Source organism: Streptomyces sp. NPDC025793, from assembly GCF_055558375.1.
Window position 1 is genome coordinate 12,041 of the sequence record NZ_JBVHMR010000032.1, and the last position, 12,359, is coordinate 24,399.

General features: G+C 67.9%; 8 protein-coding genes and 5 pseudogenes. 7 read left to right on the plus strand and 6 right to left on the minus strand.

All coding sequences use genetic code 11. From position 1 onward, the window contains the following. Window positions 1-83: 83 nt before the first annotated feature. Window positions 84-750 (minus strand): annotated as a pseudogene (locus ACZ4MF_RS37225) (transposase); the annotation flags it as partial. Between ACZ4MF_RS37225 and ACZ4MF_RS37230 the strand changes: the two are divergent. The 3 genes and pseudogenes from ACZ4MF_RS37230 to ACZ4MF_RS37240 form a co-directional block, all read left to right on the plus strand. Continuing rightward, a pseudogene (locus tag ACZ4MF_RS37230) lies at window positions 713-949 on the plus strand (hypothetical protein); the annotation flags it as partial. The pseudogenes ACZ4MF_RS37225 and ACZ4MF_RS37230 overlap by 38 nt on opposite strands. Before the next feature lie 557 nt (window positions 950-1,506). Further along, complete coding sequence (locus ACZ4MF_RS37235; protein WP_467497194.1) at window positions 1,507-2,502, plus strand: tyrosine-type recombinase/integrase; 996 nt, start codon at window positions 1,507-1,509, stop codon at window positions 2,500-2,502. Between the two features lie 902 nt (window positions 2,503-3,404). Further along, window positions 3,405-4,736, plus strand: a complete 1,332-nt coding sequence (locus ACZ4MF_RS37240; protein WP_467497196.1) for a trypsin-like serine protease — start codon at window positions 3,405-3,407, stop codon at window positions 4,734-4,736. Window positions 4,737-5,307: 571 nt separating this feature from the next. On the opposite strand, the gene ACZ4MF_RS37245 is transcribed toward ACZ4MF_RS37240, so the two are convergent. After that, window positions 5,308-5,667, minus strand: coding sequence for a DciA family protein (locus ACZ4MF_RS37245; RefSeq protein ID WP_467497198.1), 360 nt, complete (start codon window positions 5,665-5,667; stop codon window positions 5,308-5,310). Between the two features lie 27 nt (window positions 5,668-5,694). On the opposite strand from ACZ4MF_RS37245, the pseudogene ACZ4MF_RS37250 reads away from it, so the two are divergent. Then, window positions 5,695-6,018: pseudogene (locus ACZ4MF_RS37250) on the plus strand (GyrI-like domain-containing protein); the annotation flags it as partial. Here the strand turns inward: ACZ4MF_RS37250 and ACZ4MF_RS37255 are convergent. Beyond that, window positions 5,967-6,834: pseudogene (locus ACZ4MF_RS37255) on the minus strand (IS5 family transposase). The pseudogenes ACZ4MF_RS37250 and ACZ4MF_RS37255 sit on opposite strands and share 52 nt — an antisense overlap. A gap of 304 nt (window positions 6,835-7,138) precedes the next feature. On the opposite strand from ACZ4MF_RS37255, the gene ACZ4MF_RS37260 reads away from it, so the two are divergent. Continuing rightward, window positions 7,139-8,173 (plus strand): alpha/beta fold hydrolase, encoded by a 1,035-nt coding sequence (locus ACZ4MF_RS37260; RefSeq protein ID WP_467497266.1) that lies wholly within the window; start codon window positions 7,139-7,141, stop codon window positions 8,171-8,173. Window positions 8,174-8,195: 22 nt separating this feature from the next. Here the strand turns inward: ACZ4MF_RS37260 and ACZ4MF_RS37265 are convergent. Together ACZ4MF_RS37265 and ACZ4MF_RS37270 are read right to left on the minus strand one after the other, a co-directional pair. Next, window positions 8,196-9,131 (minus strand): annotated as a pseudogene (locus ACZ4MF_RS37265) (SDR family NAD(P)-dependent oxidoreductase). Then, window positions 9,083-10,042: an SDR family NAD(P)-dependent oxidoreductase gene (locus tag ACZ4MF_RS37270; protein ID WP_467497200.1), complete on the minus strand. Its 960-nt coding sequence runs from the start codon at window positions 10,040-10,042 to the stop codon at window positions 9,083-9,085. The pseudogene ACZ4MF_RS37265 and the gene ACZ4MF_RS37270 overlap by 49 nt, the downstream one beginning before the upstream one ends. A 161-nt stretch (window positions 10,043-10,203) precedes the next feature. Between ACZ4MF_RS37270 and ACZ4MF_RS37275 the strand changes: the two genes are divergently transcribed. Together ACZ4MF_RS37275 and ACZ4MF_RS37280 are read left to right on the plus strand one after the other, a co-directional pair. Continuing rightward, on the plus strand, window positions 10,204-10,788 hold the full coding sequence (locus ACZ4MF_RS37275) for a TetR/AcrR family transcriptional regulator (RefSeq protein WP_467497202.1): 585 nt from the start codon (window positions 10,204-10,206) through the stop codon (window positions 10,786-10,788). Window positions 10,789-10,914: 126 nt separating this feature from the next. Beyond that, entirely contained in the window at window positions 10,915-11,124 is a 210-nt protein-coding gene (locus ACZ4MF_RS37280; protein ID WP_467497204.1) for a hypothetical protein, read from the plus strand. 726 nt (window positions 11,125-11,850) lie between these two features. Here the strand turns inward: ACZ4MF_RS37280 and ACZ4MF_RS37285 are convergent. Next, window positions 11,851-12,249 (minus strand): nuclear transport factor 2 family protein, encoded by a 399-nt coding sequence (locus tag ACZ4MF_RS37285; RefSeq protein WP_467497206.1) that lies wholly within the window; start codon window positions 12,247-12,249, stop codon window positions 11,851-11,853. Window positions 12,250-12,359: the final 110 nt, after the last annotated feature.

A 12,359-nucleotide genomic window follows, 5' to 3' on the forward strand; every position in this document is an offset into this window, starting at 1 on the left:
ATCTCGCCCAACAGCCAGGGAGCCCTGCTCGTTACGGCCCCACAGCCATCCCCCGATCGGTGGCCAGGCTGAAGAAGCTCACTGAGGCGTCGGGTGGTGGGGCGGCCGTCCCAGCGGTAGCGGCTCGTTGCCCGGCGGATCAGCATGCGGAGCGTGATGAGAGCGGCGGCGAGGTAGACGTAGAAGTCCACGACGCTGCCGCTCTTCTCTGTGCGGCGCCGGAGCTTGCCGTAGCCGTTCATGAGTGCGTGCGCTCGACGACCCAGCGCCTGCTGGCCTGAATCGGGGCTGGCGCTCCCTTACGCGCGATCTCGGCCGTGAGTCCCAACTCGGCCATCAGGGCACGGGTCTTACCACTGTCGTATCCGCGGTCGAGGTTGACATTGACCGTTTCCGGCAGCGGGCCGAGCTGCGCCTTCGCCGCTTGCAGGGTTGGTGCGTGGGCCCCGGTCCGACGACCCGCGAGTCGTTCCGGTTGGCTCCGTCGGAGACGATTCCGAGCGGAACACCGTAGGCGTCGGAGGCGACGGAGCGCTTCCGTCCCCGCTTACCCCGGTCGACCGGCGATCGCCCCGCCTTCTCTCCGCCGGTGGGGGCCTTGGTGATGCAGCCATCCACCAAGATCTCATACAGTCCGAGGCCGACCAAACGGTCGTACGCTTTCAGGGCGAGGGCGTGGACCTGTTCCGAAAACCCCTGGTCAGACCACTCCTTGACACGACGTCGAATGGTCCGGTCGCGAAGTTTCGGGTGGATCATGATGCACCGCCGCCTCGCCCGTGACTACGAAACCAAACCCGAACACTCCGAGAGCATGATCCGCCTCGCAGCGATCTCCGCCCTCGCCAAACGCGCAACCGGCGAAACCACCCCAACCTGGCGAGACGCATACGCAATCACCCGCGAACTACACGAACCAGACGTCCTCTTAGAACTCCTAACGAAATGATCTTTGTGGTGGTTGGAACCCTCCAATGCTGGGTGCTGGGTCGAGGGCGCCCGGTAGCATCAGGAGCAAGCGGATTCACGTTCCAACGCTGCTCTCGATCCTCTCACCCAGAAGCCGATGAAGCGCACCGTACGCACTCCTTGAAGGCTGTCCACGAGCCCGAAGGCGGTGCGTCGATCTTTCGGGGTACCGGCGCCCAACTTCGCACTATGCCACACACACGACCATACCCAACTGAGTTCATAGGAGAACATTCCCTTGGCGGGGTACATAGAAGACCGCTGGCTCAAGAAGAAGCCCGACAAGGACACCGGTAAGCGGGAGCGAACTGCCCTCTGGGGTCAGGGCAAGCGCTATCGGGTGAAGGGCATCCCGGGCGTCCGGGACCGCTCGTTCGACACGAGCGAAGACGCGAAGCAGTGGCTCGCCAAGGCGCAGACCGACACCACACGGGGCGAATTCGTCGACCCCCGCGACGGGGCGATCTCCCTCGCCCCGTACATCGAGGAGCACTGGTGGCCAGGCCGATCGGACGAACCGTCGACCGCCGCCCCCCCATGCGCAGCAAGATCTGGAACCACATCATCCCGTTCCTGGGTACAACCGCGCTCCGGGACATCGACGCTACCGTGCTGCGCACCTGGAAGGCCCAACTGCTGACACGGGTCGAGGCGTCCACGGCCCAGGTGATCTGGATCCACCTTTCCACGATCCTCGAAGCCGCCGTCGACGACGGCCGCCTGGTCAAGAACCCCTGCAAGGCCCGCCGGACTGTCAAGGCGCCCAAACCCGCGAAGAGGAAGGCCAAGGCATGGGCGAGGCCGACCGTGGAGGCCGTCCGGGCGGGCTTCCAGGAGCGATACCGAATCGCGGTGGACCTCGGTGTCGGCCTCGGCCTGCGCCAAGGCGAGGCGTTCGGCCTCGGCGAGGAGGATGTGGACTTCGATGCCGGTGTCGTACACGTCCGCCGACAGCTGCGGTGGGACTCCAAGGGAAGGCCGTACTTCTGCCTGCCCAAGGGCAGTAAAACGCGAGATGTTCCCCTCTCCCCCAACCTCGCCAAGCGTGTCCGGGACCATCTGCGCCGCTTTCCTTCGGTCGCCTGCACGGTGCCGTGGCGCAACCCTGAGCCGTCGACGACCGAGCTGGAAGCACGACAGCGCAAACCGATCAGCGTCCGGCTGGTCCTGACCACCTCGCAGGACCATCGAATCAACTACTCGATGTGGAACAGGCTGAGCTGGCGGCCCGCACTCGCGACGGCCGGTGTCCTGAAGAAGGTCGGCGAGAAGGTCAGGACGTACGGAGGCCGCAGCCGTCGGTACCCCATCTACGAACTCTCCGGGGAGGACATGTTCCAAGTCCTCCGGCACACGTACGTCAGTACCCAGCTTGAGGCCGGCGAGTCGATCGTGAGCGTCTCGGCGCGGCTCGGGCATGCTTCGCCACAGACCACACTGACGTACTACGCCCACTTCATGCCCGGGGCGGGCAAGCGGGGCCTCGCCGCCATGGACGAGCGGTTCGGTCAAGATCCACAACCATGTCCCTGAGAAGTCCCTGGGCACCCCGCAGGCCCGCAACAGGCCCGCAACAGGCCCGCAACAGGCCCGCAACAGGCTATGAAACCGCAGGTGAGGGTAGTAGTCGCGCACACTGACAACGTGTACGCCGAGTACATGGTGTGGTGGTACCACAGTGCGACGTCGTGAAGCTGATGGTGGAGGCGGTGCCGACCTCTCGCTCCTCAGGGCATCCTCGGGTGTAAGCGGATCCCGGGGTCGGCGACCGTCGGCCCGGGAACCCGTGAAGCGGTAATGCAGGAGCGGGCGGTCATGCAGGCCGTCCCTCGACTGCTACCAGGTCTGCTCGCTGGCTCGTACGAGGACCTCGTTGACGGCGACCCGGCGGTCCCGGGTGACGATGTAGGACACGGTGTCGGCGATGTCCTCGGGGCGCAGCAGTTCCACTCGCGGTCCTTGCCCTCGCCGCAATATTCGCCGGCACACCCACCCGCCGGGCCGACGCCCGCAAGGTCCTCGGCCTTCTCCTTCGACGAGGTGCGCGGTCGACACACCAACAGGCCGCAGCAGTGATCCGCAGCCGGCACTTGGCGGTCGGGTCCTCACAGGTCGAGACGTACGAGGCCGCCAGGAACGGCATGCCGGCCTCCACAACGTCAGGTTGCCCGTCGCGAACATCGGCCGGCGGCCGAATCTCCGCCGACGACACGGCAGGCCCCATCAGGTCGAGGTCGTTGGGAAGCTGTTCGGGCAGCCGGCCGGAGAGCAACAGACGCCCTGTGCCTCAGCCCTGCGGCTGCCGATCGGGAACCTTCCCTCGCCCACCTGATCACAATTTTGTCTGACGAGCCTGCCGTAGGAGCATGTCCGCGTCACAATGGCTCCAGCAGAAAGTCAGCGGCCATATGAAACACGCTGCACGTCACAGATGGGTGGCATTCGTGCTGCCGGCCGCGGCCCTGGCCGCCGCAGTCCCGTTTGTCATCCCCTCACTCGCGGGCGCCTCTCCCACGCCGGCCACACAGGCAGCCGCGCGGATCGACGAACGCCAGCAGGTCCTCGACGCCATTGCCGGCCGGATCACCGAAGGGCTCTCCGAGTCCGGCCGGGCGCACATACCCGGCTTCGCTGAGGTGGAGGTCGACCCCGACCATAACCACCTGCGCCTGTACTGGAAAGGCGCCCCGCCCCAGCGGGTCAAGAGTATCCTCGCCCACCTCCCCCACGGAGTGACCGCCGAGGTCGACCCCGCCCGCTATTCCAGGGCCGAACTTCACGCGGCCCGCGTGAAGTTGCTGAACAGCCTGGCCGCCATGAAGCTGCGAGTCGAGGGGACGGCGGACCCTGTCCGCGTCACCAGCATCGCACCGGCGGTGGACGGCAGCGGTCTGGAGGTCGGCTACGACAACGCCGCCCACACGGCGAGTAGCCTCCTGACGAGCGGACACGGCAAGACGTTGCAGCAGGTCGCCACGGCAGCCGGCCGCCTGTCGGGAGTGCACGTCGCCGCGATCCACCGGCTGCAGAGCGTGGATCTGTCCTCCCGGCAGCATGACAGCTCCCCCTGGACCGGAGCCTCGGCGCTGAAAAACCCACTCGGCGGCATCTGCTCCGGCTCTTACGGCGTGAAGAACGCCCAGGGCCAGTACATGCTGACGTCGGCCTACCACTGCGGCCCCGGCCCTGAAGGCCGGTGGACCACCTGGTGGGGCGGCGACCTCATCGGCACCACCGACGCCACCCAGCGCTCCCCGCAAGACGACGTGGTCGGCATCAAGCTGCCCTCACAGCGCGTGAGCGGCCGGCTCTACGACGGCCCCGCAAGCCGCACCGACGGCTACGCCAAGCCCGTCATAGGCTGGGGGCACAACAACGTCGGCGACTACGTGTGCACCGACGGCGCCAACGGCGGCGTGCACTGCGGTGTGCGCATTGCCCAGACCGACATCGGCGTCACCGGGCCCAACGGCATCTACCGCCCCGACGTCGACCTCGCCTACGCCACCGCTGCCACGCCTGGCGGCGTCGCAGCCGTCAACGGCGACAGCGGCGGCCCAGTCTTCGCCAGCGTCCGCAACCACACAGCCGATGAGGCACGCGGAATCATCACCGCACTCGACCGGACCATCACCTGCCCGCCTGCGTACAACCCCGGCACCGTCCTCGACGGTCATAGCAGGACACCCTGGTGCCTGGCGGGCGTCTACTACGTACCCATCGGAAAGACCCTCAACGACATGCACTGGACCCTGGTCACCGGGTGACCCTTCACAGGCCCAGAGCCGTACCAGAGGCGTCCAGAGCCGCAGCGGGGCCGAAAACGAGACAGCCGACACCGACCGCAGCGACCGGCTGTCCGTGCCGGCCCGAGCACCGCTGAAGTCCAGTACCCCACGCGCCCGGCCCCTCGGCCGCCTTCATCAACGCGGCCTCCACCCCGAGCCGAACACCGGCGGCCCGGTGTGGAGGCCGCCCTCATCGAGGCGGGAAGCCGAGGGATGGCGGGACAGGCGAGTTCGCAGTCCGTCAAGCGAAGAGGTCGGCTCCGCCATCCGTCTGGTCAGGTCCGGTGCGGCGGCACCCACACGGTGACGTCGAACAAGATCTCGCAATAGCGCGCCGGACGCCGCACGCAGCACGGCTTTCACCCAAGGGACAGGGGAAGGCCGTGGGCACCGTCAGCGGTGGGTACGACAGCGTCTCCTGCGCCAAGAGCGGCGACCCCAATGCCACGCCCGTCTGCTGGAACCACCTCGACTTCGCCGACCTCAACTCAAACCTCAGCCGCTGGAGCGTACACCTACCCTGACTCCAAGAGCAGCCTCCGGCCCGCGGTCACCGGCCGGAGGCCCATGCCGCTGCCCGGTGCCAGAACGCGCAGTTCCTTGACGGTTTCCTGGCCGGTCTTGGTGTTGATCCGATGATCAGTTGCCTGCACAGCAGGCGCAGCTGGGTGGCGTGGGCCGGGAAGACGGGCAGCAGGTCCAGCTGTCGGGTGGCCGGCTCGTAGTGCACCGGCTTGACCTTGCCGACCAGTTCGGGGGCGATGTCGGCCCAGCGGTCGATGACGCTGCCGGCAGCGGCCGGGGCCTCCCAGGCCCGCTCGGTCACCAGGTTGTCGATCGTCGCGGCGAACGTGATCGGGTCACAGCCACCCGGTGCTCCGCGACGGCCGGGCGCGCCGGGTGGCAGCACCGCCTCCTGCCGCGTCGACGGGCCGGGCAGCGGGCCGAACTGGAGACCGCAATGGCTGCCGCAGGAGCACGGCTGATCCAGGTCGAGGCGAGGCTCCGAGCGATCGAGAGTGAGGGGCACATGCCCACGAACGACGTTGTCATCAAGAGCGTCCCTTCCGTCCGGGTGGCGGAGCTGACCGCAACGGCCGCGAGCTTCGAGCCCGAGGACATCGGCCCGGTCATCGGGCCGCTCTATGACGAGCTGTTCCGGTGCCTGGGCTCAGCGGGTATCACTCCCACGGGTCCCGGCATCGCGTACTACGAGGATGCCCGGGAGGGCGGAGGCAGGATCAGCGTCCACGCCGCCGTCCTGCGCGACTTCAGTCTTGAGAGCTTCTTGTGGCAGGTCAGGGGGGCAGCGAGGCCGAGAAGGGCGAGGAAGTGCGAGCCGGTTCGCTCGTATCGGACGGTGAGGCGGCGGGAGCCGAACAGCCAGGCGATCGACCGCTCGGTCTTCCAACGGTGCCGGCCGAGCCGTTCGCCCGATTCGATCCCCGGGCGCGCGATGCGCGGGATGAGCCCGCGTTCGCGCAGCCAGGTGAGGTGGTCGGCGGAGAAGTACGCCTTATCCGCGCGAAGCTTGCCGGGACAGCGCCGACGCGGTCCGCGGCGGGAGCGGACCGCCGGAATGCCACGGATCAGTGGCTTGAACGCCTGGCTGTCGTGCAGGTTCGCCCGGACACCGCGACGGCCAGCGGGATGCCCTGGGCGTCGGGCAGGGCGTGCAGTTTGCTGCCCTTCTCGCCGCGGTCAACCGGATTCGGCCCGGTGAGGCCCCCCCTTTTTCGCCCGGGCCGAGGCGGCGCCAATGATCGCCGAGGTCAAGTCGACTTGGCCCCTGGCGTCGAGTTCGTCCAGAACCGCCCGGTGAAGCCGGCGCGACAGGCCTGCCTCGGTCCACTCAGTGAACCGGCGATGCACCGTCGCGGGAGACGTACCGAACGTCGGCGGCAGATGCCGCCAGGCACAACCGCTGGTCAGCACGTACACCACGGCAGTGAACACGGCCCGCTCATCACGGAGCGGTCCCACCACCCGGCGGACGAGCAGTGAACGACGGCAGCAACGGGGCGACCAGCTCCCAGAGTTCATCAGGAACCAGACGCTGCGACAGATCAGCACCCACGACCGGCATCATGCCGCACAGGCTTCACACCACGTGAGACAGCCTCTATGTCGACTGCATGCCGGGTGACCACTGGAATCACTCAGACGGAGCAATGTGTACATGTCCCGTCACGTTGCGCCGTCAGCCATACGAGTGTTCCATGGCAGAGGAGCGAAGCGGCGTGAGAGCCCGGCCATGAAGGTCCTCGACCACGGAGATCAGACACATCCGACTGCCGGCCCCTGCCTCGGCGTCACGCCGTCTGTGGCCTGCCCGCGCCCTCCTCGAACAAGGAGATTCACCGATGGAAATGCGCGGACCCATGCGTAGCCGTCGTCAATTCCTCGGAGCCGCAGCCGCAACCGCCGTGACGGCCCAGTTCGCCATAGGGGACACTGCGCAGGCACAGTCGGAATCTCGAGAACATATGACTCATCCCGGGGTCGATCCTGCGAAACGGACGTCCTTTGGCCCGGTGAAGCAGATCCACGCCGGGGAACTCGACGTGGGGTACGTCGAAGCCGGACCGGCGAATGGGCAGGCGGTCCTGCTCATGCACGGCTGGCCCTACGACATTCACAGCTTCGAGGCGGTCACGCCGTTGCTCGCGGCCAAGGGGTACAGGGTGATCGTCCCCTATCTGCGCGGCCATGGCACCACGCGATTCCTGTCGAGCAAAACGCCCAGGAACGCACAACAGTCGGCGTTCGCCGTCGACATCGTCGCGCTGATGGACGCCCTGAAGATCGACAAGGCCGTTCTCGCCGGGTACGACTGGGGATCGCGGACGGGCGACATCATTGCGGCCCTCTGGCCGGAGCGCTGCAAAGCGCTGATCTCGGTGACCGGCTACCTCATTGTGAATGTCGAGGCCAACAAGATGCCGACGCCGCCGAAGAGCGAATGGGCCTGGTGGTATCAGTACTATTTCTCTACCGAAAGAGGCGTGCTCGGCCTCCAGGAGTACCGGCGCGATCTGGCCAAACTGGTCTGGAAGTTCAACTCCCCGACCTGGAACTTCGACGAGGCGACCTTCGATCGGACGGCAACGGCATTCGACAACCCCGATTACGTCAGTATCGTGATCGACAACTACCGCTGGCGCCTTGGGCTCGCGAAGGGGCAGCCGCGGTATGACGAGCTGGAAAAGCGTCTGGCCGCGGCGCCGGTCATCATGGTGCCGACGATCACCATCGACGGAGCGCACGATCCGTTCACCCCTCCGGGGAACGGGTCCGCGTATCGCAAGAAGTTCGCAGGCAAGTACGCGCACCGGACCTTGGACGTAGGACACAACGTTCCGCAGGAGGACCCGCAGGGGTTCGCGGCGGCTGTCGTGGAGGTCGACGGGTTCTGACCGGTGCGGCGCCGCGAGGGACCTACCAGGTCCGCTCGGAAGCACGGACGAGGACTTCGTTGACGGACACCTCGCGGTCGCGCGTGACGACGAAGGCGACCGCGTCCGCGACGTCCTCGGGGCGCAGCATCTCCATCCCGGCCGGCTGCCGGCCCAACGACGCTCTGATCTCGTCCCGCGAGTGCGTGACGAACTCGGTGTCCACCGTCCGGGGTTCGACCACGCTCACGCGCAGTCGCTGCCGCACGACCTCCTGGCGCAGGGCCTCGGTGAACCCGTTCACACCGAACGTGGCCATGCTGTAGACCGCCGTGCCCGGCCGTGCCACACGTCCCGCGGTGGAGCTGATGTTGACCAGGTCCGCGACCCGGCGGGGCGAGTCCGCCGCCGCGCTCAGCAGGTGCGGCAGCGCCGCGTGGGTGACGTGGAGCAGGGCCTGGAGGCTCACCGTTAGCATGCGCTCTCATTCCTGGGCCGGCGCGTTCAGGACCGGTCCGGCCATGCCCACATCAGCGTTGTTGACGAGGATGTCCAGGCGGCCAAGTTCGACCACCACACGTTCCACGGCGGCCGTCGCCTCCTCCGGCTTCGTGATGTCGGCATCCACCCCGAGGGCAGCCCCGCCCTCGGCGCGTATCTTCCCGGCCAACTCCCCGAGCCAGTCACGACACCGGGCGACCAGGGCGACGGCGGCGCCCTCCGCGGCGAGGCTCAGGGCGGTTGCCTCGCCGATGCCGCTGCCGGCGCCGGTCACCGGGGCAACGGTGTTCTGCAGACGTGCGGACACGGCTGTCTCCTTGATCTGGATCGAGACCGAAACCGGGGGTGGGAATGCGTGACGGCGGCGCTGCGGTGGTGGACGCCCGGTGCCTGTTGCGGACCCGCGGCTGCTGGTGCTGGACGGTGCCGTCAGGCGGCCGTGGAGACGGTCGTGAGCATGTCGAGGGAGACCTGCCACAGGCGGGCCGCGTTGTGAACGTCCACCGCGTGGGCGGCGACTCCCCGGCGCACACCAGGCCGGTGCGGGCCGGCCTCGTTGCAGTCCTCGAAGTAGCGGCCGGTCACGCCCTCGGCCGACGGAGAGGCGGCGAGCAGCACCGAGGTCGCGGCACCCTGCTCGATGTTCTTCCAGGACACGTCGGTGCTCGTGGGGTCGAACGAGGCCGGGCTGTTGGAGATGTCCCCGATGTGGCGGCCGAGCCGGGTGCTGGTGATGCGGCCCGGGTTGAGGGCGTTGACGGCGATGAGGTCGGTCGCCCAGCGGCGGGCCGCCTCGACTGCGAACAGGACATTGGCGGTCTTGGACTGGCTGTAGGCAGCCCATGGGTCGTAGGGGCGCTGCTCGAAGTTGATGTCGTCGAAGATCACGCCGCCGTTGACGTGGCCGACCGAGCTGACGGCGACCACGCGTGCACCGTGGGCTGCTGTCAGGGCGCTGTGCAGGCCGGTGGCGAGAGCGAAGTGGCCGAGGTGGTTGGTGGCGAACTGCATTTCCCAGCCTTCCTTCGTCCGCTCCAGCGGCGAGGCCATCACGCCGGCGTTGAGGACCAGGATGTGCAGCGGCCCCCGCCACGCCGCCACCAAGGCGTGAACCGATTTCTGATCGGCGAGGTCGAGCGGCGCGGCGTCGACCGTTCCCGGACCGTTTGCCGGTGCGATCTCTTCCGCGGCCCGCACGCCGGCGGCCAGGTCGCGGACGCCGATGGTCACCTCGGCGCCGGCGGCGGCCAGGACCCGGGCGGTTTCACGTCCGATGCCGGAAGCGCCCCCGGTGACGATGGCGCGCTGGCCGCTCAGGCCGATGCCTGCCAGTACCTCGGCGGCGGTGGTCTGCGCCCCGAACGGGGTCGTGAGGAGGTTGTCGGTCATTGGTTCTCCAGGAAGGCGACGTGAACGGGAGGCGAGTGCGCGTCCGATGGCGCGCGGCCAGGGGGTGTCGTACCCTCATATCCGGAACTGGTTCCGGTTACGCCATCGAGAGTAAGCGGAACTGGTTCCGGTTGCAAGTGTGACGAGGAAGGGAGTCGACGGTGACCGGCATCGAGGGGGGTTCGGCGCGGCCCGGCAGGCCGCTGCGCGCCGACGCGCAACGCAATGAGGACCGACTGCTGGAGGCGGCAGCGGACGCCTTCGCCCGTGAGGGAGCGGGCGCCTCGGTCAAGGACATCGCCCGTGCGGCAGGTGTCGGCGTCGGCACCCTCTACCGCCGGTTCCCCTCCAAGGAACTGCTGATCGAGGCGATCTACCGGCAAGAAGTACAGCAGCTGTGCGAGGCGGCACAGCACCTCACCGCCAGACAGCCACCGGTGGACGCGCTGCGGACCTGGATGGAGCGCTTCATCGACTTCATGGCCGCCAAGCAGGGCATGGCCGACGCGCTGGCCGTGGTCCTCACCGACGAGAGCGAGAAGGTACACACCCGGTCACTGCTCGCCGACGCCATCGCCCACCTGCTCGGCGCCGCGGAGGGGCAGTCGGTGGCACGGCCAGGGGTCGAGGCGCAAGACGTGCTGATGGCCCTCGGCGGAATCAGCCTCATGGCCGCCAGCGAAGAACGACGCGACCTGGCCACCAGACTCATCGACCTGCTCCTGCACGGCGTCGTGGCGAGCTGACGCGATCCGCGCGACTGCCGCCCCCGTCGATTCCCTCGACGCCGCGATGGCCATGACGCCGGGCGGACCAGTGGGCAGTCGATGTGGGCGCGCCCCTGAACGCGGGAAGCGGCCTGGGCGGCCTCGGTGGCGTCCAGGCTGGGTGGTCCGACGACTCCACTCACCGCAGCCACCGAGCAGGAGCTGCGGCAGGCCGTACCGGCACGGCTCGCCGCGGCCTTGGGCGGTACCGGTGCCTTGCCGGTGCCGGTCGGCGAAGGGCGACTGCGCGTCTCCTTCAACGGCGGGATCCCGCTGCGGCGGGCCGACGCCGCCCACGGCACGTCGGTGCGCTGAGCACCCTCTCCGACGCCCTCCGCACCGGCAAGGCGCAGTACGTTCCGCATCGACAGGAATGCATCCGCCGTCCGCGTCAGAACGTCAGTGTGTCCCCGGTACAGCCATGCCCTCGCCATGCCGGTCTTTCCCCTCGCCCGGTCGGAGGCCGCAGCGCGACAGCAAGCCGGCGGATGGTCACCGCCGTTGGCGTCGAGGGCCCGGGTCCGTCGCTCGACGGGCCCGGGCTGGAGCGGGCCGGACGGCGGATGCTGAGCTGTTCCAGCACCGTGATGGTGGCGCGCTGTCCCCACTCAGTGATCTCGGTGATGGTCCGTGCGCCGGAGACGACTGCGGAGGCGCAGACCAGCAGCAGGCCGACCAGGGGGTACACACCGCCCGCGACGCGAACGCGGGTCGGGCACGCGCTGGAGGTGGGCGCGCAGGCGGCTGGCGTCCTGCTGGTGGAAGGGGCCCAGTTTCGCCTCGGCGGCAGGGATCGGGGAGGATGGAGCGGCAGGCACGGGACCTCCATGTGATCAGCGGGCGTAGACACCCTGATGATCATCGATCTCGCGCCTGTGCTGTTGTCGCGTCAACTCCCGCTGAGCACAGACGATCTACGCGATCCCGGAACTTGCAACCACCCTGGACGAAGCTGGACCGGGAGGCGTCCGCCTCCACCGGGGCTATTCCGTTGTTGTCCGGGATCTTCCGGACACGGGCTGGGTGAGCAGTTGACGCTTGTCAACTGGCATAAGCCTGCGAGACCTTGAGGGTGTCCTCATAGAGGTGGAACTTGACGATCTTGTCGCCCTCCACCTGGAAGTGCATCGCGACAGGCATTTCGTAAACCTTGCCGGTGCTCCTGGCCTCGCGCGTGAACCGACCCAGCATGACTGCGTGATCGCCGTCGACCAGCAGGGCCTCGACCTGGTCCACGTTTTTCTCCGGGACGATGTTGTCCACGAGGGTCCGCAGGTAGTCCGCCACGTCGCTGCCCTTGGAGCGGTGTCCGGTCCAGGGCAGGGAGGGCGAGCCGGGAACGTACCAGTCGATGTCTTCCGCGAACGCTGCGGCCACCGCGTCCGGGTTTCCAGCGGCGAGCAATCCGAAGAACTTCTCCACAACCTCACGCGTGGCCATGATCAGGAACCTTTCAGAGCGGTGAGCTGGAGCGTCGCCCCAAGATGAGGAGCCGCATGAATCGCCGGTTCTGAAAGCGCGCGGGAAACAGCGGAACCCGTCGAAGGATC

Excerpts from the sequence above, each read along its gene's own strand:
- ACZ4MF_RS37270 (WP_467497200.1), bottom strand. The coding sequence starts at position 10,042 with ATGACCGACAACCTCCTCACGACCCCGTTCGGGGCGCAGACCACCGCC.
- ACZ4MF_RS37260 (WP_467497266.1), top strand. The coding sequence starts at position 7,139 with ATGCGTAGCCGTCGTCAATTCCTCGGAGCCGCAGCCGCAACCGCCGTG.
- ACZ4MF_RS37235 (WP_467497194.1), top strand. The coding sequence starts at position 1,507 with ATGCGCAGCAAGATCTGGAACCACATCATCCCGTTCCTGGGTACAACC.
- ACZ4MF_RS37285 (WP_467497206.1), bottom strand. The coding sequence starts at position 12,249 with ATGGCCACGCGTGAGGTTGTGGAGAAGTTCTTCGGATTGCTCGCCGCT.